The following is a 21,587-nucleotide window of genomic DNA, read 5'->3' as shown; positions in this document are numbered from 1 at the left end:
CATCATCGACCGGCACGGCGCGCCTGCTCGCCGCGCTTGTCGGCAGGCCGGAGCTGAAGCGGCTCTGACCCCGCCGCTCATTCCGCCGGCGGCGCAAGGCCCAGCCCGGCGCGCAGCGCCGGCAGAACGGCATCGGCGATCGCCGCATGGCCGAGCGCATTTGGATGGAAGGCACCGGAGAGCGTGGCTGCGACCAGCGGCTGCTCGCGCAGATGCCCCTTGATATGCACATCGCGCAGATAATGCCCGGTCAGGAAACCGTCATTCGGCGTCACGAACCAGCGCAGGCGCGGGCGATAGGCGCGCCATTGCGACGGCCGGAAGGTCGCCGGATCCCAATTGGCGCCGCGCCAATTGGGCCGCAGAATCGGGAAATCCCCGCTACCGGAATTGCGCGCCCAAGCCTCGTCGAGATCCGCGCCAGCGACCCCCCGCGTGCAGATGCCGTGGCCCTTGAAGCGCGCGACATGGCTGTTGACATAATGCCAGCGCGGATCGTCCAGCGCCGCCACCATCTCGCCGAGCGCGGCATCGAGCCGGTTGACGAAGCGCCGGCCCTCGCGCCCCGTTTCCGGGCCGATCTTCAGCGCCTCGTGCACCGTCATGCCGAAATCGACGCTCGGACAGACGTCGTCCGGCTCGGAATCGCGCCGCACCGTGATATGCGGATAACCGGTCTGGAGCACCAGGGGCGGTTGTCCGTCTCCGGCGATGTAGCGACGCAGGATTCCGGCCAACCGGCGGTGATTGTCGCGCAGCGCGGGGCGCAGGATACCGTTCTCGGTCACCGCATGGTCGATGCGGTGCAGCGCATCCGCGAAATCGAGCGGATCGAGCTGCTTGAGCCAGAGGCGGTAAAGAAACCGGGTCGAATCCCAGGTCGATGCGATGACCTGCTTGGCGATGACCCGCGAGAAGCCGAGATCGTTGCCGCCGATCGACAGCAGCACCGCGTCCGGCGGGCGGCTGCGCCATTCGGCGCAGCGCGGCAGGCGCCGCCAATCGACGGGATCATAGTCCCCGGCATCGAAATATTCGTAATCGGCGGCGCGCCGGCAATAATCGCGCAACAGCTTCACGAGCTGCGGGGCATCGTCACGGAACCCGGCCGGCACGTCGTCGCGCGCGGCCCAGAAGCCGAGCAGCCCCTCGTCGATCTCGGCGCCGGTGCAGGCATAGCCGGTGAAGGTGACCACGAGATGCGGCTGTTCGAGCGCCAGTGCCAGCGCCGTCTTGACCTGCTGCGAATAAAGCGAGCGGTGGCATTGGCCGTTGAGCCAGGTCGGGCTGCTCATGCCGCCGCCCTGGTTGACGGCGCGGCCGACCCGGAGCGGATAAAGTTGCTTGTTGCCATTCGGCAGGTGCGAGGATTTGTCGTAATCGGAAACATGCGTGACCTCGTCGCCGAAGGTCACCGGCTTGTCGGGGTTGCCCTCGCCGGAGGCGAAGGAATCGCCGATCCCCGCGATGAAGACATGGCGAAGCCGCTGGCCGCTCGCGCGGCCGAGCACGGCACCGTCGGCGCCCGTCACTTCGAGCAGGAAGGGTCTTTCATAGGGCACATGACGCAGCCGCACGGGCTCCTCGCCGGTACAGGGCGCGGTCGCATCCGCAAACCCGCCATCCCAGGCGGCACGCCAGCGGCAGGGCGCGGCGCGCGCGGCGGGCGGCTTGGTGAAGCGCACCAGGATATCGGCGCGGCGAGGCTCCATGTAGCGCTCGGGATCGGCGGCCGGATAACCGGGCAAGGTGCAGGAATAATGGTTGCGGCTGCCGGTGCGGAAGCAATTGTGATCCCGCCCGACCATCGCCACGGTCCAGCCATAGCGTTCGACCTGGTCGCGGTCGGTGCCGTCGAACTTGAGCGCGCGCGCGGCCGCAAGCCGCTGGAGCGCGTCCTCGAGCGCGAAGGCAGGTTCGCCCTTCCGGGCCGCAGCCGGCATCGCGCGGTAGACGCGCAGCAATTCGCGGAAATGCTGCTCCGTGCGCAACAGCCGGAAACGGTTCGCAGCCTCCCATGCGAGCCCCGGAACGTCCTGCGCACCGGCCGGCGCGGCGAACCAGACGAGGCAGAGACCGAGCGCGATGCGGCGGCAGAGCGGAAAAACGCGGATGACAGGCAGGCAGACGCGCATGAAAGCGCCAACGACGCGAATGGCCATGGGATCCCCCCGAAATCGTGTTCTTGAAATAAAATTGCCCGAAATCCTGCCGGGCGGGCAATCATAACACGGCGCGCAAGGAAGAAAAGCCGTGCCGGCGCGCGAACGCCGCCGGCGCAAGCCGGCGGCGCCGGGAAATCGTCCGTCCGTCAGCGGCTGCGGCGATTATAGACGTAATTGTCGTAGCTCGAATCGCCGATCCGGGCGTAAAGCTCGTTCTCGTCGAGGAATTTCTTCCAGTGCGGATAGATCTTCGCGAAAGCGGGGCTCTTCGCCTTCAGCTCCTCGAAGGCCTGGAACGAGGCATCGTAGCAGGCGTCGAGAATCTCCTTCGAAAAGAACCGCACCTGCGCCCCGGCCGCGGCGAGATTGCGCAGCCCGCCGGAATTGATCGTGTCATAATGCGCGACATGCAGCGTCCAGGTTGCGGTGGCGGCCGTTTCGAGCACCGCCTTGTAGAGCTTGGGCAGCTCGTCCCATTTCTTCTTGTTGACGAAGCACATGATGGTCGCCTGCGGCTCCCACCAGCCCGGCGCGTAATAATAGGGCGCGACCTTGTGCAGCCCGAACTTGAAATCGTCGTATGGCCCGGCCCATTCGGCCGCATCGATGACGCCGCGTTCGAGGGCCGGGTAGATGTCGCCCGGCGGAAGCTGCTGCGGCACCACGCCGAGCTTCGCCATCACGACGCCGCCGAGGCCGGGGATGCGCATCTTGAGGCCCTTGAGATCCTCGACCTTGTTGATCTCCTTGCGAAAGAAACCGCCCATCTGCATCGTCGAATTGCCGACGGGCAGGCCATGCGTGCCGCGCGCGTTGAAGAACTCGTTGAGAAGCGGGAGTCCGCCGCCCTTGAACAGCCAGGCCGCCTGCCCGCGCGTGTTGAAACCAAAGGGCAACGTCGCCCCGAAGGCATAGGCCGGGTCCTTCCCGAAGGAATAATAGGACAGCGTGAAGGCGCATTCGACCGTGCCGTTCTCCGCCGCGTCGAGCACCGCCGGACCGCCGGGAACCAGTTCGCCGGTGCCGAACATCTGGATCTGGAACTTGCCATCGGTGGCCTCGGCGACGCGGCGTGTGAAATCGTTCGCGGCTTCGAGAACGGAATCGACATTGCGTGGCAGGAAAAGCGGCATGCGCCATTTCAGCTCGGGCAGGCCCTGCGCAAGCGCGGGCGTCGCCAGCCCGGCCGCCGAGCCGGCGACGAGGCCGCCGACAAGGGCGCGCCGCGAGGGGGCGGAAGAACCGGGCGCAGACGCGCTGGGCTTCACAGGCTTGGGCACGACGGATTCGCGCCCGGCATCAACCGGCTTGTTGGTCATCATCGTTCCTCCCAAGACGGCCGGGCATCTTCATGCGCCGCGGTCCATTTCGTTATATTGAATAACGTTCTTGACCTTTGTCAACCGCCCGCGTGCTCTGAACACTCCCCGTGATCGGCCCTGAGCGCCCGGACGATGCCCCGCAGCGCCGGAAACAGCGCGCCATAGGCTTCCTCGCCGATCGCGCGGCGGATGCGCGCCTCATGCGCTTCGGAATCGGCGTGCAGCCGCGCCACCAGCGCCGCGCCGGCCGCGCTGAGCGAGAGCGCGAAGGAGCGGCGGTCATGCGGCATGGGCGTGCGCAGCGCCAGGCCGCGCGCCTCAAGCTCCTTGATCATCGCGACGAAATTCGTCTTCTTGATCCCCAGCGCATCGGCCACCTGCGTCTGCGACAGGCCCGGATTGTTCTCCATGATCGTCAGCACCGAATATTGCGCCGGGCTGATCGCATGCGCGGCGACGGCGCGGTAGAAATCCTGGAATACCGCGATCTGCGCCCGCCGCAGCGCGTAGCCGATCCGGCGCTCGAGCGCGCCATAGGCAACGACGGATTCCTCCGCCGCGCGATGCTCCCGCGCCGCCATGTCCTCCTGCTCTCCCGTGTCCTCCCGCGCTGCCATGTCGGGCGTCCCCCTTGATACCTTGCCGGCTCGCGCGTAGCCCGCCGGCGGGGAAAGGTCAAAGCACGGCACCTCGCCGCGTGGCAGGAAAGGGTATTGGTTCCCCTTCCAGAGACCGCTTGACAGGATTTATTGGTTATGGACAATAACTATATAACCGAGAAGCTGGGCATTGGGCCCGGCCCCGGCGGGAGGAATGTCGCCATGCTCGCGCTGCCACCCACCCTGTCCGTCACCCGCGAGGACGCGGTGGCCATCGTCCGCCTCTCGCGGCCGGACAAGCGCAACGCACTCGACGATGCGACGGTGCTGGGGCTCGAGCGCTTCTTCGCGACGCTCGACGAGACGATCCGCGCCGTGGTCCTGCATGGCGAGGGCGCGCATTTCTGCGCGGGGCTAGACCTGGGTGAAGTGACCGGCGAGGCCGATCTCTTCCGCGGCATCCAGCATTCGCAGATGTGGCACCGCGCTTTCCACGCCATCCAGTTCGGCCGCGTGCCGGTCTTCGCGGTGCTGCACGGCGCGGTGGTCGGCGGCGGGTTCGAACTGGCGGCGGCCTGCCATGTCCGCATCGCCGAGTCTTCGGCCTATTTCGCCCTGCCCGAGGGCCAGCGCGGCATCTTTCTCGGCGGTGGCGGCGCGATGCGGCTGCCGCGCCTGATCGGCGTGCCGCTCGTCCAGGACCTGATGCTGACCGGACGCACGCTCTCCGCCGAGGAGGCCGTCCGGGCGCGCGCGGCGCAATATCTCGTCGAGCCCGGAACCGGCCTCGCCAAGGCTCTCGACCTCGCGCGCAAGGCCGCGTCCAACGCGCCGATGACGAATTTCGCGGTGCTGCACGCGCTGCCGCATATCGCCGAGGCCAACCCGTCGAGCGGGCTCTTCACCGAATCGCTGATGGCGGCGATCGCCGAGACGACGCCGGAGGCGCAGGCGCGGCTGCGCGCCTTTCTCGAAAAACGCGCGGCCAAGATCACGCATGATGGCGGCGGGTAAGCCCGCCTGCCAGCCGCAGGCCCGGAAGAGGCCGCGGTGCCGGAGGAAGCCGAACATGCCCGAGGAAACCCATGAATGACGTCCACGACGTACCGATCGGCCCGGTCACGGCCACGATCGAATCCCGGCCCGACGGTTCGATGCTTGTGCGCGCGACGGAGCCGCCGCCTGCCTGCGACGCGCGGCTGACGGACCGGCTCCACCATTGGGCCGCACACGCGCCGGAGCGCGCCTTCCTCGCCGAGCGTGACGGAACCGGCGCCTGGCGGCGGCTCTCCTTCGCCGAGGCCGAGGCACAAAGCCGCCGCATCGGCGCCGCGCTGCTGGCCCGGAACCTTTCCGCCGAGCGGCCGATCGCCATCCTTTCCGGCAACGATACCGAACAGGGGCTGCTCGCCCTCGCCGCGATGCGCGCCGGCATTCCCTTCGCGCCGATCTCGCCGGCCTATTCGCTGATTTCCGGCGATTTCGCGAAATTGCGCGCGATCCTCGCGCTGCTGACGCCGGGGCTGGTCTTCGTCGCACGGGCGGCACCGTTCGCGCGCGCCATCGCGGCCGCCGTGCCGCCGGGGGTCGAAATCGTCGCGACCTCCGGCACCCTGCCCGACCGGGTCGTGACGCCGTTCACCGCGCTGCTCGAGGGCGGAGACGAGGAGGCCCTCGCCACGGCCGAGGCCGCGACCGGCCCGGACACGATCGCCAAGATCCTGTTCACCTCGGGTTCGACCGGCCAGCCCAAGGGGGTGATCAACACGCAAGCCATGCTCTGTGCCAACCAGGCGATGCTGCGTCATTGGCTGCCTTTCGTGGCCGAGGAACCGCCGGTGCTCGTCGATTGGCTGCCCTGGCATCACACCTTCGGCGGCAACCACAATTTCGGCTTCGCGCTCGCCAATGGCGGCACGCTTCATATCGACCACGGCAAGCCGGTTCCGGGCGGGATCGACGAGACCATCCGGAATCTGAAGGAAATCGCTCCGACGATCTATTTCAACGTGCCCAAGGGCTTCGAGGAACTGGTGATCCGCATGCGCGACGACGATGCGCTGCGCCGGAACTTCTTCAGCCGCCTCAGCATCAATTTCTACGCCGGTGCGAGCCTGCCGGCCCATGTCGCCGAGGGGCTCGACGCTCTCGCGCGGCGGACGATCGGCAAGCGCATCCTGATGATGACCGGCCTCGGCGCGACCGAAACCGCGCCCGCCGCGCTCGTCTGCTCGAAAGAAACCGCGCGGCCAGGCCGCGTCGGCCTGCCGCTGCCGGGGCTCGAACTCAAGCTCGTGCCCAATGCCGGCAAGCTGGAGGCGCGGATCAAGGGACCGACCGTCACGCCGGGCTATTGGCGCAACCCCGAGCAGACGGCCAAGGCCTTCGACGCGGAAGGCTTCTATTGCTTCGGCGACGCGCTCAAATTCGCCGACCCGACCGATATCCGGCAGGGCTTCGTGTTCGACGGCCGCGTCTCGGAGGATTTCAAGCTTGCAACCGGCACCTGGGTCAGCGTCGGGCCGCTGCGCGCCGGGCTGATCGCCGCCTTCGCGCCGCTCGTCCGCGATGCGGTGATCGCCGGGCATGACCGCGACGACGTGACGGCGCTGATCTTCCCCGACATGGCGGCCTGCCGCGCCGCGCTGGGGGCGGAAGGCGCCGGCCTCGACGACGCGGCGCTCCTCGCGCATCCGGCCCTGCGCGCGCGGTTCGCCGCGCGGCTTGCGGCGCTGCGGGCCGAGGCAACGGGCTCCTCCAACCGCGTGCAGCGGCTGATGCTGCTCGCCGAACCGCCCTCGCTCGACGCCAGCGAGATCACCGACAAGGGCTCGATCAACCAGCGCGCCGTGCTGGCCCGGCGCGCGGCTTTGGTCGAGGCGCTTTATGCCGAACCGCCCTCCCCTGCGGCGATCCTGCCGGGGGACCCGACCGGAGACATGCGATGACCCGCAAGCAGGATAGGCGGCTCGACCTCGCCAATCTCGTCGCGATCGATATTCATACCCATGCCGAGGTCTCCTGCCGGCAGGAGCCGGATGTCGCCTGGCTGCCTTACGAGGAGGCGGCGGGGAAATATTTCAAGATCGGCCAGCGCCCGACCATCGCCGAAACCCTGCGGCTCTACCGCGAATGGAAGATCGGGCTCGTGATGTTCACGGTTGATACCGAATTTCAGATCGGCAACCGCCGCATTCCCAACGAGGAGATCGCCGAAGCCGCGCGCGACAATGCCGATATCATGATCGCCTTCGCCTCGATCGATCCGCACAAGGGCAAGCTCGGCGTGCGCGAGGCGCGCGAGCTCGTCGAGAGCGGCGCGGTGAAGGGGTTCAAGTTCCACCCGACCTGCCAGGGCTTCTTCCCGAACGACCGCCTCGCCTACGGACTCTATGAGCTGATCAACCATTACAAGCTGCCGGCCCTGTTCCATACCGGACATTCCGGCATCGGCACCGGCATGCGCGGCGGCGGCGGGATGCGGCTCAAATTCTCCCAGCCGATCCATATCGACGATGTCGCGGTCGATTTCCCCGACATGACGATCATCCTCGCCCATCCGTCCTGGCCCTGGACCGACGAGGCGCTGTCGATGGCGCTGCACAAGCCCAATGTCTACATCGACCTCTCCGGCTGGATGCCGAAATATTTCCCGCCGCAGATCGTGCAATACGCCAACGGGCCGCTGAAAACGAAGATGCTGTTCGGATCGGATTTCCCGCTGATCAGCCCCGATCGCTGGATCGCGCAGTTCCGCGAGGCCGGGTTCAAGCCCGAGATCCACGATCTGATCCTGAAACAGAACGCGATCCGCGCGCTGGGGCTCGCGGGTTAGGAGGAGCGATGGATATCCGGGGTCATGCCGCGATCGTCACCGGCGGCGGTTCGGGGCTCGGGGCGGCCTGCGCCGAACGGCTCGCCGCGCTCGGGGCGCGGGTGGGGATCGTCGATCTCGACGGCGGCGCGGCGGCCGCAATCGCGGCCAGGACGGGCGGGATCGCGCTCGCCGGCGATGTCGCCGACGCGGCCGCGATGGAGGCGGCTGTTTCCGAGGCCGGGGCACGCCTCGGCCCCCTGCGCCTGCTCGTCAATTGCGCGGGGATCGGCACGGCGAAGCGCGTGCTCGGCCGGGAGGGGCCGATGCCGCTCGCGGAATTCGAGCGCGTGATCCGGGTCAATCTCATCGGCACCTTCAACATGATCCGGCTCTGCGGCGCGGCGATGGCCGGGGCGGAACCTCTTGCCGATGGCGAGCGCGGAATCATCATCTCCACCGCCTCGGTCGCGGCCTTCGAGGGCCAGATCGGCCAGGCCGCCTATTCGGCCTCGAAGGGCGGGATCGCGGCACTCACGCTGCCGCTGGCGCGGGAATTCGCCGGGTTCGGCATCCGCGTGCTGACCATCGCGCCGGGCCTGTTCCTGACGCCGCTGCTGCGCACCCTGCCCGAGGCAGTGCAGAAGAGCCTCGGCGATTCGATCCCTTTCCCGCGACGGCTCGGGGATGCGGACGAATTCGCGTCCCTGGTCGCGCATATGGTCGAGAACCGGTTCCTGAACGGCGAGATCGTCCGGCTCGACGGCGCCTTGCGCCTGCCGCCGAAATGAGGCCGGCATGACCTATCGCGCGCCGGTCGAGGCCATCCGCCTCTCGCTCGAAACCGCCGGCGGGCTCGGCGAGGACATGGCGGCGGGCCGCACCGGCGAATTGACTCCGGACATGCTCGGCAATGTCCTCGCCGAGGCGGCCCGCTTCGCCGAGACGGAACTTGCACCGCAGAACGCCCCGGGCGACCGGATCGGCGCGCGCTTCGAGAATGGCCGCGTCGTCCTGCCGCCCGGCTGGCCGACGCTCTACCGCGCCTGGCGGGAGGGCGGATGGAACGGCGTCGACCTCCCCGCCGCCTGGGGCGGAATGGGGCTACCGACCCGGCTCGCCGCCGCGACGACCGAGATCTTCACATCGGCCTGCATGGCCTTCTCTCTGCTGCCGGTGCTGAACCAGGGCGCGACCGATGCGATCGAGGCGCATGCGGACGAGGCCCTCAAGGCGCGCTACCTGCCGAAACTCGTCTCGGGCGAATGGACCGCGACGATGAACCTCACCGAGCCGCAGGCGGGATCCGATCTCGGGCTGATCGCCACCCGCGCGACCCCGCAGGAGGACGGCACCTTCCGGCTCGCCGGCGCCAAAATCTTCATCACCTATGGCGCGCATGATCTCGCGGAGAACATCGTCCATCTCGTGCTGGCGCGGATCGACGGCGCGCCGGAGGGGACGCGCGGCCTGTCGCTGTTCCTGGTGCCGCAGCGGATCCCCGACGCAAGCGGCGCGCCCGGCCCGGAAAACGATGTGATCTGCACCGGAATCGAACACAAACTCGGCATCCATGCGAGCCCGACCTGCACCATGCGGTTCGGCGAGCGCGACGGCGCGGTCGGCTGGCTCGTCGGCGAGGCGAATCGCGGCCTCGCCGGGATGTTCACGATGATGAACAAGGCGCGGCTCTTCACAGGCCTTCAGGGGATAGCCGTCGCCGAGCGCGCCCTCCAGCTTGCCCGCGCCTTCGCGGCAACCCGGCGCCAGGGTCGCGCGCCGGGCGGCGCCGGGCCGGAACCGGATGCGATCATCGCCCATCCGGATGTGCGGCGCATGCTGATGACAATGCGGGCGCTGACCGCCGCGGGGCGCGCGCTGGCCCATGACGCCGCCCGCGCCATCGATCATGCCCGCCTCGACCCGGACCAGGCCGAGCGCGCCGGGCTGCTTACGCCGCTCGTCAAGGCCTATGGCGCCGAGATCGGCTGCGAGGTCGCCTCGCTCGCGATCCAGGTTCATGGCGGGATGGGCTATGTCGAGGAGACCGGGGCCGCGCAGCTCTTCCGCGACGCGCGGATCACCCCGATCTACGAGGGGACGAACGGCATCCAGGCGATCGATCTCGTCCTGCGCAAGGTGCTGCGCCCCGGCTCGACCCTCGCCGAAACCTGGATCGGCGCCTGCGCCGCCCATGGCCGTGCCGCCGCGGCGGCCGGACTCGGTGCGACCGGTGCCATTCTCGGCGAAGCCGCCGACGCGCTCGGCGCGGCGACGCGCTGGCTGCGCGCCGAGGCCGGCAGGCCGGAGCATCTTCTCGGCGCGGCGACGCCCTATCTCGCACTCTTCGCGCGGGTCGCCGCGCTCGATGCGCTGACGCGGGTGGCGGTGGCGGCGCGACGGCGGCAGGAGGGGGGCGCGGACGCGCCGCATCTCGCCGCCGCGATCGCCGATGCGCGCTTCTATGCCGAGAATGTCGCGGTGATGGCCCCCGGCCTTGCGCGGATCGTGTGCGCGGCGCAGGTCGATCCGGTTGAAACGCTGCTGTAAGCCCTCCCGGCGGAGCCGGCCGGATCAGGACAGGGCCGGCGTTCCGGTTCGGCCGGTCTCGCCGGCATTGCCGGCCCTGCCGCGCGTGGGGATCTGATCGGAGAGATAGAGCGCGAGCGCCACGCGCTCGCTCGGGCTCAGGGCCAGGCCGAGTTTGCTCCGCCGCCAGAGGATATCGTCGGCGGTGCGCGCGAATTCGCGGGCGACGAGATGGCTGATCTCGCGGTAATGGAGGCCGGGGCCGAAGGCACGGCCGAGTTCCTCGGCGTCGAGCGCGCCGTCGAGCAGCGCCTCGGCCCGGCTGCCATAGGCGCGGGCGAGCCGTCCGGCGGTCGCGGTGCCGAGATAGGGATGACGGCGCGCAAGTTCGGCCGCATGCGCCGCGATGTCGCCCGCCGGAATGTCGCCGCCCGGCAGGGGCACGCGCCGCGTCCAGCCGAGACGGGCGGCGCCGAGCCCGAGGCCGGGCGCGAGGCGGGTCAGCGCCTCCTCGGCGCGGGCGCGGGCAAGAAGGGCGGGCCCGGCCTCGATGCGCAGGCGCGGCGAACCCGGTGCCGGCGTCTCGACTCGGATCGCGGCCGGCTCGGCGGCCGGGGCCGGTCCGGCATGCGCCATCACGATGTCGCGCCGCCGCAGGGGCTGGAGCAGGAATCGGTTTGCGGCCGTCAGCAGGGCTTCCCCCGCCGCGCCGGGATCGGCATGGCCAGCGAGGCCGGCCAGCGGCGTCAGCAGCGTCGTCCCGGCCTCGAAGGGCAGGCAGGCGAGCGCCGCCGCGCCCTCCTCCGCGAGCCGCAGGCCGCGCGGCGGGATCAGCGCCCGGCCGAGCACCAGTTCGACATGATGCGCGCCGGCGCCGCGCGGCCCGGCCTCGACCAGCGCCCGCGCGCGGATATCGCGGCGGAGGCCGCCGCGATCGAGCGTCAGCCCCCAGCCCGGCCCGACCGGCTCCGCCGCAACGAGCCGCGTGCGCGTCTCGATCACGGCGCCGCGCTCATGCGCATCGACGGCCGCGAGCACCGCGAGGCGGGTGGCGTCGATCCAGAATTCGCCAGCCTCGATGGCATGCCCCCAGGTCCGGGCGAGCAGCGCCCCAGCGGGATCGGCGCCGAGATCGAGGCCCCGCCCCGGCGCCGGGCTTCCGCCCCCGCCGGTCAGCCGGCGTGCCGCATCGCGCAGCCGCCCCGGCCAGCGCGCGGGCGGCTCGGCATGCGGGGTGACGAGCGGGATCAGCCGCACGAGATGGGGCGCGGTCGAGCGGAGGATGTCGCGCTCGACGGCACCCGTCCGGTCACCGGCGGCGGGGACGAGCTGCGCGGCCCAGCCCGCAAGATCGCCGGCGAGATCATCCACAGCCGCGAGATGAACGCGGAGCCCCTGCCCGGCCGCCTCCCGCGCGATCGCGCATCCTTCAAGACCGCCGCCAATGACGGCCAGGTCAAATACCTCGTCCATGGGCGCTCCGGCCGCTCGAATCGCGGCGACACACGCTTTTGCGGCATGCTAGAGCATCTTTACGGCCAACAGGAAACCCGGCGCGTGCGATTCCTGCCGAAAACCGCAGCATATTCGCTCTCCGCGTCATCAGCGCGTCACCCGGCGGCGCATGGATCGGAAGATCGCCGATTCCGGCTGCCGGACGGATCAGAACCGAACCCCTCATGCCCACCCGCCATGCCGAGCGCCACCATGCCCGAGATTGCCAGTTCCGCTTCCGCCACGGCACCGGAAACCGGGATTCTGGTTCTGGTGGTCGGCCCTTCCGGCGCCGGCAAGGACACGCTGATGAACGCCGCCCGCGCGAGCCTCTCGGCGCGATCCGGGCTCGTCTTCGTGCGACGGGCCATCACCCGTCCGCGTGATGGCGCCACCGAGGATCATCTCCCGATGACCGAGGCGGAATTCATGGCGGCCGAGGCGGCGGGCGCGTTCTGCCTCGCCTGGCAGGCGCACGGGCTCCGCTACGGGGTGCCGGCCGCGATTATCGACGAGCTTCGCCTCGGGCGGACGGTGATCGTCAATCTCTCGCGCGCGGTCATTCCCGCCGCCGAGGCGCTGTGGCCGCGCGTTCTGGTGCTCAACGTCACCGCGCCGCCGGCGCTGCTCGCATCGCGGCTCGCCGCGCGCGGCCGCGAGGATGCGGCGGATATCGCGGCCCGCCTCGCGCGTGAGGCGCCGCTCGCGCCGGCGCGCGCGAAACTCGTGACGATCGTCAATGACGGGCCGGTCGAGGCCGGCGCGGCGGCCGTGCTCGCGGCGCTGCGCGGCGGCTGAGGATCAGGCCCCGGCGAGGGGGAAGCGCGCGAGGATACGGAAGGGGCGCGCGCGATCCTCCTGCCGGAACAATGTCACATTGTCGATCGCCACCGGGCCGCCACCGACCCGGCGGGCATGAGCCGCGCGCAGGGCCGCGCCGATCGCGGGGCGCAGGGGCGCCTCGATCGGGCCGGTCAGCGTCATGTGGAACCAGAATTCCTCGCCGACGTAATGATAGCCGTAGCGCTCGAGATAATCGCGCTGGCGCTCGCTCAGCGGCGCGGCCAGCCGCCGGGCGCGCTCCTCGGCGGAAAGCGGGGCGCGGAAGACATCAAAATCCTTCACCACGGCGAAGGCGAATGCGTCGAGCGCCGTGGTGTCGCCGACGGGGCGGAGCGCGAAATTGCTGTCGAGTTCGGTCACGGCGAGGCCGTCGAGCAGCACCGGCGCCGTGCCGGCGGCGAAGGCGGCGCAGGCGTCGAGCAGATCCGCCTCGCCGAAGCCCTCCGCCAGCACGATCGGCGCCTTGAGCGTGGCGTGGAAGCCGTATTTGCGCGGATGCCAATCGGCATTGATCTTGCCGTTGACCGCCGCGAGTTCCGGCGGATCGAACGGAACGTCGCGGCCGGTGGCGGCGTCGTAGCCGATCACGCTGGTCCCGAAGGCCCAGAGCGCGGAAGCGGGATCAGGCGCGTAATAGAGCGCGTAGCGGGGGGGAAGCGACATGCCGGCTCCGGGGTTCAGAAGGCGCGCCGGCCGGCCGACCAGACCGCGTCGAGCACCGGCGTGTCGGCGACGATCCGGAATCGGATGATATCGGCGCGCAGGCCGGGCTTGAGATGGCCGCGATCCTTGAGCCCGAGGATGTCGGCGACCTTCCAGGTCACCATGCCCATCGCCTCCGGCAGGGCGATGGCGTGGCGGGTATTGAGGATGTTCACCGCCTGGAGCAGGCTCGACGGCACGTAATCGGAGGAGAGCCCGTCGAGCACGCCGCGCTCGGCGAGATCCGACACCGAGACCCCGCCGGAATGCGAGCCGCCGCGCACCACGTTCGGCGCGCCGGCAACCGTCGCCAGCCCGCGCGCCTTGGCGGCCTCCGCCGCCTCGATCGTGGTCGGGAATTCCGAGATCACCGCGCCGGAGGCGACGCCGGCCTCGACATGATCGACGGTGGTGTCGTCATGGGTGGCGATCGGGATGCCGCGGGCACCGAACATCGCCACCACCCGCTGCCAATTGGCGGGCACGTTGCGCGCCTCCTCGGCGCGTTCGACGAGATCGGCCTCGAATTCCTCGTTCGACTTGCCGGTGCCGAGCGAATAGGTCCGCAAATGCTCGATATTGCGCCATTGCCGCTGGCCGGGCGTGTGGTCCATCAGCGAGACGAGCTGGACGAGCGGATCCTCGGCATAGGGCTCGATATCGGCGATGAGGTCCGGGCTCGTCAGCTCGCAGCGCATATGCACGCGATGATCGATGCGGAAGAGGCCGAGGCGCTTGCCCTCCTCCAGCGCCGCCATCACATCCTGGAAGATATCGCGGCGATAATTCTTGGTGGAGAAGGGCGTGCCGGCGCAGATCGCGTCATAGACCGTGGTGACCCCGGCCGCAGCCATCTGCGCGTCATGGACCAGGGCCGCCGCGAGCCCGTTCGGCCAGAAGACCTTGGGGCGCGGCATGAAGTGCTTTTCCATGTTGTCGGTGTGCATCTCGACCAGGCCGGGGGCGACGTAATCCCCGCCGGCATCGATCGCGCCCGGCAGGGCCGAACGGCCTTGATCCACGGCGCGGATACCGCCTGCGTCGAAGACGATCGACCCCTCGACAATCTCGGTTTCGAGGATCAGCCGGGCATTGGTCAGGACGGTTTCGCTCATGGGGGTTCCGTGTCAGGCGGCGGCCTTGAAGGCGGTGATGTCGAGTGCGCGCGTCGCGACCCTGTCGCGCACATCCTCGTCGTGGAAGATCCCGACGATGGCGGTGCCCCGCGCCCGCGCCTCGTTGATGAGATCGACGACGACGGCCCGGTTGGCGGCGTCGAGCGAGGCAGTCGGCTCGTCGATCAGCAGGATCGGCGAGGGCGAGACGAAGCTTCTGGCAATGTTCACGCGCTGCTGCTCGCCGCCGGAGAACGTCGCCGGCGCGAGGTTCCAGAGCCGTTCCGGCAGGTTGAGCCGGGCAAGGATCGCCTGCGCCTTCTCCGTCGCCTCGGCCTCGCTCCCGCCGCGCGCGAGCACGGGATCACGGACGATGTCGAGCGCGGTGACGCGCGGGATCACGCGCAGGAATTGCGAGACGAAGCCCATGGTCCGCCGGCGGACCTCGAGCACGGCCCGCGGCGGCGCGCTGGCGATGTCGATGACCTCGCCCCCATGGCGGATGGCAATGGAACCCGCATTCGGCAGGTAATTGCCGTAGAGAATGCGCAGCAGGCTGGATTTGCCCGTGCCAGACGGCCCGGCGAGGACCAGCGCCTCGCCGGCACGGACGCTGAAGGTCACATCCCGGAACACGGGCAGCCGGGCCCCGCCCTGGTTGTGCAGGGTGAACGTCTTGGAGACGCCCTCGACGCGGATCATCTCGGCGGGGGTCATGGCGGGACTCATGATGCGGCTTTCCGGGCTGTTCTCGTCAGGGGATGTGACGGGCGGATGACATGCGGCGCTCCTCATGCGGAGAGGATCGCCGAGGTGAGAAGCTGGGTGTAGGGATGCTGCGGATCGTCGAGCACCTGGTCGGTCAGCCCCTGCTCGACGACGCGGCCCGCCTTCATCACCATCAGCCGGTCGGTCAGCAGCCGCGCCACCGCGAGGTCATGGGTGACGATGATCGCCGCCAGCCCGAGATCGCGCACCAGCACGCGGACGAGATCGAGCAGCCGCGCCTGGACCGAGACATCGAGCCCGCCGGTGGGTTCGTCCATGAAGACGAGCCGCGGCCCCGAGACCAGGACGCGCGCGATCTGCAGCCGCTGCTGCATGCCGCCGGAGAACTGCACCGGCCGGTCATCGATGCGGCCGGGATCGATCTCGACGCGGGCGAGCCAGTCCGCGGCCGCGGCGCGGATCCGGCCGTAATGCCGGTCGCCGCGATCCATCAGCCGTTCGCCGACATTGCCGCCGGCCGAGACATGCATCCGGAGCCCGTCGCGCGGGTTCTGGTGTACGATGCCCCATTCGGTGCGCATCATGGCGCGGCGCTCCTGCTCGGAGACCGAGAAGATGTCGAGCATGCCGCCGGCGCGGCCCGCGAAACGAACCTCGCCCTGGTCGGGGCGGTCGATGCCGGCGAGGCAGCGTAGCAAGGTCGACTTGCCCGAGCCGGATTCGCCGACGATGCCGAGCACCTCGCCCGGCCAGAGATCGAAGCTCACGCCGGCGCAGCCGATTCGCTCGCCGTAGAAGCGCGAGACATCGCCCGCCGAGAGGATGGGCGCCGGATCGGCGCCGAGCTGGGCCGGGTTCACCGCGAGCGTCATGCCGCGTCCTCCTTCTCGACCAGATGGATCGAGGCCGCCGCCGCGAGCATTGGGCCGTGATGCCCCTCGGCCCGCCGGGTCTCGCAATGATGGCTGTCGGAACAGACGAACATCCGCCCGCCGCGATCATCCGTCACCACCTCGTCGAGATAGGTGTCGGTGGCGCCGCAGAGGCCGCAGGGCTCCGTCCAGGACTGGATGCGGAACGGATGATCCTCGAAATCGAGGCTCACCACCCTGGTATGCGGCGGAACGGCGTAGATGCGCTTCTCGCGCCCGGCGCCGAACAGCTGGAGTGCGGGGCACATGTCCATCTTCGGGTTGTCGAATTTCGGGATCGGCGACGGCGCCATCACGTAGCGGCCATTGACGGCGACGGGGTAATCGTAGGTCGTCGTCACCTCGCCGAACCGGGCGATGTTCTCGTAGAGCCGCACATGCATCAGCCCGTATTCGGCCCAGGCATGCATTTTCCGCGTCTCGGCCTCGCGCGGTTCGAGCCGCCGAAGCGGCTCGGGCAGCGGCACCTGGTAGACCAGTATCTGGCCGGCGGCGAGCGGCTGTTCGGGAATGCGGTGACGGGTCTGGATGATCGTCGCCGCGGCGGTCGCCTCCGTGGTCCGCGCCGCGGCGGTGCGCTCGAAGAAGCGGCGGATCGAAACCGCGTTGGTGGTGTCGTCGGCGCCCTGGTCGATCACCTTCAGCGTGTCCGCCGGGCCGATGATCGCCGCGGTGATCTGGATGCCGCCGGTGCCCCAGCCGCGCGCGAGCGGCATCTCGCGCGAGCCGAACGGCACCTGATAGCCCGGCACCGCCACGGCCTTGAGCAGCGCGCGGCGGATCATCCGCTTGGTCTGCTCGTCGAGATAGGCGTAGTTGTAGGCGGCGGTTCTGCCGTCGTCATAGGCGCGCCGGGTCATTCTGCTGCCTCCGGAAGATGGTCCTGCCCCTTGGCGAGGCGGGCTTCGCGTTCCGCCCTGATCCGGCGGATCAGCTCCAGTTCGCCCTGGAAATCGACATAATGCGGCAGTTTCAGATGCTCGACGAAGCCCGCCGCCTCGACATTGTCGGCGTGATAGAGCACGAATTCCTCCTGCTGCGCCGGATAATCCGCCGCTTCTCCGAGGTCCCGCGCCTTGAGGGCGCGGTCGACCAGCGCCATCGACATCACCTTGCGCTCGGCATGGCCGAAGGCGAGGCCGTAGCCGCGGGTGAATTGCGGCGGGATATCCTTCGATCCCGCGAACTGGTTGATCATCTGGCACTCACTCAGTGTCAGATCGCCGAGATCGACCGCGAAGCCCAGCTCCTCCGGCACGAACGAGACCGCGACTTCCCCGAGCCGGATCTCGCCGGCGAAGGGATGGGCATTGCCGTAGCCGCGCTGCGTCGAATAGCCGAGGCCGAGCATGAAGCCCTCGTCCCCGCGCGCCATGGCCTGAAGCCGCACATCGCGCCCGGCCGGGAAGCTCACGGAGGCGCGGGTGAGGTCGAACGGCGCGGGGTCGCCCTCCGGCGGCGCCTCCGCCTCCATCAGCCCCTCCTGGCCGAGAATGTCCGGCACGCGCGGCATGGTCTCGGCGAGTGGCGCCGGCGCCGGGGTGAGCGCGGGCGTCTCGCCCCCCTCCTCCAGCGCAAAATCGAACAGGCGATGGGTGTAATCATAGGTCGGGCCGAGCACCTGCCCGCCCGGCAGATCCTTGTAGGCGGCCGAGATGCGGCGGCGGATCGCCATCGCCCCGGTATCGAGCGGCAGCGAGGCGCCGAAGCGCGGCAGCGTCGTGCGATAGGCGCGGAGCAGGAACGCCGCCTCGATCGTGTCGCCCTGCGCCTGCTTCAGCGCCAAGGCCGCGAGATCGGGATCATAGAGCGAGCCCTCGTTCATGACCCGCGCCACCGCGAGCCCCATCTGCTCGCGGATCTGCGCCGGGGCGATCTCCGGCACGGCAGGATCGCCGCGCCGGGTTTCGGCGAGCAGTTCATGCGTGGCGAGGATTGCCGCCTCGCCGCCTTTCACCGCGACATACATCAGCGCGTCTCCCCGGTTTCGATGCGCGTCGAGCGCGGCAGCCCCGCGATCCGCCGCCCGGCCGTGAACAGGCAATCGACGCCGAGCGGATAGCGGGCATGATTGGCCGCGGCCGCGCGCCAGAATTCCGGCACCGGCCCCTGCGGCGCGAACCGCCGGCTGCCGGGAATGCCGGGGCCTGCCAATATGACCGGCAGGCCGCCCTCAAGGCTCGTGCACTGGATGAAGATCGTCGTGGAACGATCTGGAAACTGGTCATCTCCGGGGTGGAAGTCGAACAGTTCCGGCGCCTCCGCCCCCGCCGTGATCACCGCATAGGCGCTGTCCGCGGGGGTCGTGGTCAAGGGCGCGCCGGCATGGAAGCGCAGCCAGCGCCCCGCCGCCCCCGCCGCAAGCGCCGGCGGCAGCCAGACCGGTGTCTCGTAATCCGCCAGCGTCAGCAGCGCGATCGCCGTCGCCGGCTCCAGCCCCGGGGGCGGGGTCAGCGCCGGATCGAGTTCCGCGACGAGCCCCGGCTCCGAGAGCGCGCCGAGAACCGTTCGGAAGGCGCGCTGCGAATCGAAAACCGGATCCGCGAAGCCGGCTTGCAGGATTTCCGCGTTGCCCGTCATCCTTCCCCCCGCACCATGGTGAAGAACTCGACCCGCGTCGCCGCCGCCTTGCGCGAGGCGAGCGCGCGCAGCGCCTGCTGGTCGAGGGCGAGCCGGGCGAGCCCGGCCGCGATCACCGGGCCGCGCTGCGCATCCTGCGCCAGCGCATCGATCAGGGCCGCGAGCCGGGCCTTGGTCTTGTCGCGCCCCAGCGCATAGGAATAGCCGAGCGTGCCGTCCTCCAGCCGCACGACACAGCGCGTCACCGTCGCCTCGCCGAGATTGAAGCGCCGCCCCGTGCCGCCGGCGCGCCCCTCGACTATGACGGTGCCGGTTTCCGGCGCCTTCAGCGCCTCGTGCGGCGGCGCGCCGCCGACGGTTTCGAGCAGCGTCTCGATCTCCTGCCGCGGGGCGCGGGCCAGGATGGCGAGCCGGCGCTGGCGGGATTCCACAAGCGGATCGGGTTCCATGGGGATGCCTTCGGGATGGGTGCTTTGCATGGCGCGGCTTTCATGCCATGATCATGCCTAAAGGTCTAGACTTTTAAAGTGACATTCGCATGACGCTCCCCCCCGGCCCCCCCGTCCTTCCTGCCCTGCCGGAGCAGGACGCCGCCCGCCGCGACGGTTCGGCCTGGCAGGCGATCGCGCGCGAGATCGAGGCGCGGATCCGCTCCGGCGCGCTGGCGACGGGGATGCTGCTGCCCTCGGCGCCGGAACTTGCCGCGCAATATCAGGTCAACCGGCACACGGTGCGGCGGGCCTTCCAGCATCTCGCCGAGATCGGGCTCGTCAGCGTGACGCGCGGCCGCGGCACGGAGGTGGTGGCGCCGCGCATCCCCTACCGGATCGGGCGGCGGGTCAGCCTGCGCTCCAATGTCGGCGAGGCGGGGCTCGCGGTCTCGGTCCAGCTGCTCGATACGGAGCCGGGCGAGGCCCGCGCCGCCGTGCGCGAGGCGCTCGGGCTGCGGCGCGGCGCGCCGGTCTGGCAGTTGCGCACCCTGAGCCTCGCCAATGGCGTGCCGTTCTCCTATGCGCGCCACACCGTCTCGCGCGAGCGCTTCCCGGATTTCCCCCGAGCACTGCGCGATGCGGGAGTCTCGATCTCCGGCGCGCTGACGGCGCTCGGAATCGTCGATTATCTGCGCCTTTCGACGCGGCTCTCGGCGCGCGGCGCGACGCCCGAGGAGGCGGAACGGCTCGCGCTCGCGCGCGGTGCGGCGGTGATGCAATCGATCGGCCGCGACGGGCTGCCGGACGGGACGCCGATCCATCTCGCCGAGACCGTGTTCGCCGGCGCGCGCATGGAAATGGTGGTCGAGGCCGGCCCGGCCGATTGAGCCGCCGGCACCGGTTCAGCTGCCCATCGCGCGGTCGAGATCGGCGTAGAGATCCTCGACATCCTCGATTCCCGTCGAGAGGCGGAGCAGATCGTCGGGGCACGGGGTGTCCGGCCCCTCGATCGAGGCGCGATGCTCGATCAGGCTTTCGACGCCGCCGAGCGAGGTCGCGCGCTTCCACAGCGCCACGCGCGCCGCCGTGCGGATGGCCATCTGCGCGCCGCCGCGCAGACGGATCGAGAGCATGCCGCCGAAGCCGCCACGCATCTGCCGCGCGGCAATGGCATGGCCGGGATGGGCCGGCAATCCCGGATAGAGCACCTGGTGCACCGCCGGGTGGTTCGAGAACCGCGTCGCGAGTTCCATCGCGCCGGCGCTCGCGGCGGCGACGCGCAAATGAAGCGTCCGCATGCCGCGGATCAGCAGGAAGGCCTCGAACGGGCCGAGGATCAGGCCGTGGCTGCGCCGCACGCGCTGGATGCGCGCCCAGAAATCGTCCTCGCGCCGCGTCGCCAGCGCGCCGGCGAGGACATCGGAATGGCCGTTGAGATATTTGGTCGCGGAATGCATCACGAGATCGGCACCGAGATCGAGCGGCCGGGTCAGCACCGGCGTCGCGCCGGTCGAATCGACCGCGACCCGCGCGCCGGCCGCATGCGCCAGCGCCGCAGCGGCCGCAATATCGGTGATCGTCCAGAGCGGATTGGCCGGGGTTTCGAGCCAGACCAGCTTCGTCTCCCCCGGCCGGAGCGCGGCGCGCAGCGCGTCGGGATCCGACATGTCGACGAAATCGGTCCTGAGCCCCCATTCGGCGGCATCCGTCAGCAGCCAGTTGCGGAGCGCCCAGTACATCACCTTCGGCGCGACGACATGGTCGCCCGGCCGCAACGCGAGAAAGGTCGCCACGGCCGCCGACATGCCCGACCCGAAGGCCAGCGCCGCGGTCGCGTTCTCGAGCCGGGCGATCACCGCCTCGGCCTCGCGCACGGTGGCGTTGTCGGGCCGGCCATAGACATAGCCGGAGCGGTATTGGTTGTCCGGGTCGCGCAGGAAGGTTGTCGCCACATGCAGCGGCGGCACCACGGCACGCGTGCCGGCATCGACATGGCCGAGCGCCTGCACGGCTTCGGTGCGGGCGGAATAGCCGCGCGGCGGCGTTGGGGGGGGCGTGTCGCTCACTTGGGACCTCAGGAGCCGCGCCGGCAGGCGGCGCACCGGAATGGGGCAGTGATCCTGTCCCTTCCGCGCGGCGGCGGCAACCGGAAAATGTGCCGGCGACGGGGCGGTTTCGGCTTGGCCGATGGCGGAAGCGCGCTATGCTTGCTGCCTGCTTTTCCTGTCAACCCGGGTTCCCCATGCAGATCGATCCGCGCATCCTGGCGCTGAAGGAGGAGGTCACCTCCTGGCGCCGCGACATCCACCGCCATCCGGAGATCCTCTACGCG

At 69.8% G+C, this 21,587-nt stretch carries 20 protein-coding genes; 7 read left to right on the top strand and 13 right to left on the bottom strand.

The genetic code is table 11. The annotated features are described in order from the left end of the window. Positions 1–77: 77 nt before the first annotated feature. From FWJ24_RS06540 to FWJ24_RS06530, 3 genes are all read right to left on the bottom strand, one after another. The gene (locus FWJ24_RS06540; protein WP_150287014.1) at positions 78–2,162 is read right to left on the bottom strand and encodes an SGNH/GDSL hydrolase family protein; all 2,085 of its coding nucleotides are present in this window, start codon (positions 2,160–2,162) and stop codon (positions 78–80) included. 149 nt (positions 2,163–2,311) lie between these two features. Beyond that, the gene (locus tag FWJ24_RS06535) at positions 2,312–3,484 is read right to left on the bottom strand and encodes a TRAP transporter substrate-binding protein (RefSeq protein ID WP_150287013.1); all 1,173 of its coding nucleotides are present in this window, start codon (positions 3,482–3,484) and stop codon (positions 2,312–2,314) included. Between the two features lie 80 nt (positions 3,485–3,564). Next, entirely contained in the window at positions 3,565–4,104 is a 540-nt protein-coding gene (locus tag FWJ24_RS06530) for a MarR family winged helix-turn-helix transcriptional regulator (protein ID WP_150287012.1), read from the bottom strand. 204 nt (positions 4,105–4,308) lie between these two features. Between FWJ24_RS06530 and FWJ24_RS06525 the strand changes: the two genes are divergently transcribed. The 5 genes from FWJ24_RS06525 (at position 4,309) to FWJ24_RS06505 (ending at position 10,450) form a co-directional block, all read left to right on the top strand. Further along, positions 4,309–5,100: a crotonase/enoyl-CoA hydratase family protein gene (locus tag FWJ24_RS06525; protein WP_150287011.1), complete on the top strand. Its 792-nt coding sequence runs from the start codon at positions 4,309–4,311 to the stop codon at positions 5,098–5,100. Between the two features lie 71 nt (positions 5,101–5,171). Continuing rightward, the gene (locus FWJ24_RS06520; RefSeq protein ID WP_150287010.1) at positions 5,172–7,034 is read left to right on the top strand and encodes a feruloyl-CoA synthase; all 1,863 of its coding nucleotides are present in this window, start codon (positions 5,172–5,174) and stop codon (positions 7,032–7,034) included. After that, positions 7,031–7,921: an amidohydrolase family protein gene (locus tag FWJ24_RS06515; RefSeq protein ID WP_150287009.1), complete on the top strand. Its 891-nt coding sequence runs from the start codon at positions 7,031–7,033 to the stop codon at positions 7,919–7,921. The genes FWJ24_RS06520 and FWJ24_RS06515 overlap by 4 nt, the downstream gene beginning before the upstream one ends. An 8-nt stretch (positions 7,922–7,929) precedes the next feature. Continuing rightward, positions 7,930–8,691: an SDR family NAD(P)-dependent oxidoreductase gene (locus tag FWJ24_RS06510; protein ID WP_150287008.1), complete on the top strand. Its 762-nt coding sequence runs from the start codon at positions 7,930–7,932 to the stop codon at positions 8,689–8,691. A 7-nt stretch (positions 8,692–8,698) separates the two neighbouring features. Continuing rightward, a complete protein-coding gene (locus FWJ24_RS06505; protein ID WP_150287007.1) occupies positions 8,699–10,450 on the top strand; it encodes an acyl-CoA dehydrogenase family protein in 1,752 nt (583 codons plus the stop codon). Between the two features lie 24 nt (positions 10,451–10,474). Here the strand turns inward: FWJ24_RS06505 and FWJ24_RS06500 are convergent, their stop codons facing one another. Then, positions 10,475–11,902: a glycerol-3-phosphate dehydrogenase C-terminal domain-containing protein gene (locus FWJ24_RS06500; protein WP_150287006.1), complete on the bottom strand. Its 1,428-nt coding sequence runs from the start codon at positions 11,900–11,902 to the stop codon at positions 10,475–10,477. Between the two features lie 234 nt (positions 11,903–12,136). On the opposite strand from FWJ24_RS06500, the gene phnN reads away from it, so the two are divergent. After that, the gene (gene phnN, locus FWJ24_RS06495; protein ID WP_150287005.1) at positions 12,137–12,721 is read left to right on the top strand and encodes a phosphonate metabolism protein/1,5-bisphosphokinase (PRPP-forming) PhnN; all 585 of its coding nucleotides are present in this window, start codon (positions 12,137–12,139) and stop codon (positions 12,719–12,721) included. A 3-nt stretch (positions 12,722–12,724) separates the two neighbouring features. On the opposite strand, the gene FWJ24_RS06490 is transcribed toward phnN, so the two are convergent. The 8 genes from FWJ24_RS06490 to phnG form a co-directional block, all read right to left on the bottom strand. After that, complete coding sequence (locus tag FWJ24_RS06490; RefSeq protein ID WP_150287004.1) at positions 12,725–13,429, bottom strand: DUF1045 domain-containing protein; 705 nt, start codon at positions 13,427–13,429, stop codon at positions 12,725–12,727. A gap of 14 nt (positions 13,430–13,443) precedes the next feature. Beyond that, entirely contained in the window at positions 13,444–14,583 is a 1,140-nt protein-coding gene (locus tag FWJ24_RS06485) for an alpha-D-ribose 1-methylphosphonate 5-triphosphate diphosphatase (protein ID WP_150287003.1), read from the bottom strand. Between the two features lie 12 nt (positions 14,584–14,595). Next, positions 14,596–15,312: a phosphonate C-P lyase system protein PhnL gene (gene phnL / locus FWJ24_RS06480; protein WP_150287002.1), complete on the bottom strand. Its 717-nt coding sequence runs from the start codon at positions 15,310–15,312 to the stop codon at positions 14,596–14,598. A 62-nt stretch (positions 15,313–15,374) separates the two neighbouring features. Then, positions 15,375–16,184, bottom strand: a complete 810-nt coding sequence (gene phnK, locus FWJ24_RS06475; RefSeq protein ID WP_150287001.1) for a phosphonate C-P lyase system protein PhnK — start codon at positions 16,182–16,184, stop codon at positions 15,375–15,377. Next, a complete protein-coding gene (locus FWJ24_RS06470; protein WP_150287000.1) occupies positions 16,181–17,104 on the bottom strand; it encodes an alpha-D-ribose 1-methylphosphonate 5-phosphate C-P-lyase PhnJ in 924 nt (307 codons plus the stop codon). Before FWJ24_RS06470 ends, phnK begins: the two co-directional genes overlap by 4 nt. Next, the gene (locus FWJ24_RS06465) at positions 17,101–18,213 is read right to left on the bottom strand and encodes a carbon-phosphorus lyase complex subunit (protein WP_150286999.1); all 1,113 of its coding nucleotides are present in this window, start codon (positions 18,211–18,213) and stop codon (positions 17,101–17,103) included. Before FWJ24_RS06465 ends, FWJ24_RS06470 begins: the two co-directional genes overlap by 4 nt. Then, positions 18,213–18,824, bottom strand: coding sequence for a phosphonate C-P lyase system protein PhnH (gene phnH / locus FWJ24_RS06460; RefSeq protein ID WP_150286998.1), 612 nt, complete (start codon positions 18,822–18,824; stop codon positions 18,213–18,215). The genes FWJ24_RS06465 and phnH overlap by 1 nt, the downstream gene beginning before the upstream one ends. Next, on the bottom strand, positions 18,821–19,303 hold the full coding sequence (gene phnG / locus FWJ24_RS06455) for a phosphonate C-P lyase system protein PhnG (protein WP_246155585.1): 483 nt from the start codon (positions 19,301–19,303) through the stop codon (positions 18,821–18,823). Before phnG ends, phnH begins: the two co-directional genes overlap by 4 nt. A gap of 59 nt (positions 19,304–19,362) precedes the next feature. Between phnG and phnF the strand changes: the two genes are divergently transcribed. After that, positions 19,363–20,142 carry a phosphonate metabolism transcriptional regulator PhnF gene (phnF, locus tag FWJ24_RS06450; protein WP_150286997.1) on the top strand — a complete coding sequence of 260 codons (780 nt, stop codon included), beginning with the start codon at positions 19,363–19,365 and terminating at the stop codon, positions 20,140–20,142. 15 nt (positions 20,143–20,157) lie between these two features. Here phnF and FWJ24_RS06445 read toward each other — a convergent pair whose 3' ends face one another. Continuing rightward, positions 20,158–21,321 carry a trans-sulfuration enzyme family protein gene (locus tag FWJ24_RS06445; protein ID WP_150286996.1) on the bottom strand — a complete coding sequence of 388 codons (1,164 nt, stop codon included), beginning with the start codon at positions 21,319–21,321 and terminating at the stop codon, positions 20,158–20,160. Between the last annotated feature and the right edge of the window lie 266 nt (positions 21,322–21,587).

This window comes from Rhabdaerophilum calidifontis, from assembly GCF_008641065.1.
In the GTDB taxonomy this organism is placed as follows: domain Bacteria; phylum Pseudomonadota; class Alphaproteobacteria; order Rhizobiales; family Beijerinckiaceae; genus Rhabdaerophilum; species Rhabdaerophilum calidifontis.
This window is presented reverse-complemented; position numbering and strand designations above follow the sequence as displayed.

Excerpts from the sequence above, each read along its gene's own strand:
- FWJ24_RS06540 (WP_150287014.1), bottom strand. The coding sequence starts at position 2,162 with ATGGCCATTCGCGTCGTTGGCGCTTTCATGCGCGTCTGCCTGCCTGTC.
- FWJ24_RS06535 (WP_150287013.1), bottom strand. The coding sequence starts at position 3,484 with ATGACCAACAAGCCGGTTGATGCCGGGCGCGAATCCGTCGTGCCCAAG.
- FWJ24_RS06530 (WP_150287012.1), bottom strand. The coding sequence starts at position 4,104 with ATGGCAGCGCGGGAGGACACGGGAGAGCAGGAGGACATGGCGGCGCGG.
- FWJ24_RS06525 (WP_150287011.1), top strand. The coding sequence starts at position 4,309 with ATGCTCGCGCTGCCACCCACCCTGTCCGTCACCCGCGAGGACGCGGTG.
- FWJ24_RS06520 (WP_150287010.1), top strand. The coding sequence starts at position 5,172 with ATGAATGACGTCCACGACGTACCGATCGGCCCGGTCACGGCCACGATC.
- FWJ24_RS06515 (WP_150287009.1), top strand. The coding sequence starts at position 7,031 with ATGACCCGCAAGCAGGATAGGCGGCTCGACCTCGCCAATCTCGTCGCG.
- FWJ24_RS06510 (WP_150287008.1), top strand. The coding sequence starts at position 7,930 with ATGGATATCCGGGGTCATGCCGCGATCGTCACCGGCGGCGGTTCGGGG.
- FWJ24_RS06505 (WP_150287007.1), top strand. The coding sequence starts at position 8,699 with ATGACCTATCGCGCGCCGGTCGAGGCCATCCGCCTCTCGCTCGAAACC.
- FWJ24_RS06500 (WP_150287006.1), bottom strand. The coding sequence starts at position 11,902 with ATGGACGAGGTATTTGACCTGGCCGTCATTGGCGGCGGTCTTGAAGGA.
- phnN (WP_150287005.1), top strand. The coding sequence starts at position 12,137 with ATGCCCGAGATTGCCAGTTCCGCTTCCGCCACGGCACCGGAAACCGGG.
- FWJ24_RS06490 (WP_150287004.1), bottom strand. The coding sequence starts at position 13,429 with ATGTCGCTTCCCCCCCGCTACGCGCTCTATTACGCGCCTGATCCCGCT.
- FWJ24_RS06485 (WP_150287003.1), bottom strand. The coding sequence starts at position 14,583 with ATGAGCGAAACCGTCCTGACCAATGCCCGGCTGATCCTCGAAACCGAG.
- phnL (WP_150287002.1), bottom strand. The coding sequence starts at position 15,312 with ATGAGTCCCGCCATGACCCCCGCCGAGATGATCCGCGTCGAGGGCGTC.
- phnK (WP_150287001.1), bottom strand. The coding sequence starts at position 16,184 with ATGACGCTCGCGGTGAACCCGGCCCAGCTCGGCGCCGATCCGGCGCCC.
- FWJ24_RS06470 (WP_150287000.1), bottom strand. The coding sequence starts at position 17,104 with ATGACCCGGCGCGCCTATGACGACGGCAGAACCGCCGCCTACAACTAC.
- FWJ24_RS06465 (WP_150286999.1), bottom strand. The coding sequence starts at position 18,213 with ATGTATGTCGCGGTGAAAGGCGGCGAGGCGGCAATCCTCGCCACGCAT.
- phnH (WP_150286998.1), bottom strand. The coding sequence starts at position 18,824 with ATGACGGGCAACGCGGAAATCCTGCAAGCCGGCTTCGCGGATCCGGTT.
- phnG (WP_246155585.1), bottom strand. The coding sequence starts at position 19,303 with ATGCAAAGCACCCATCCCGAAGGCATCCCCATGGAACCCGATCCGCTT.
- phnF (WP_150286997.1), top strand. The coding sequence starts at position 19,363 with ATGACGCTCCCCCCCGGCCCCCCCGTCCTTCCTGCCCTGCCGGAGCAG.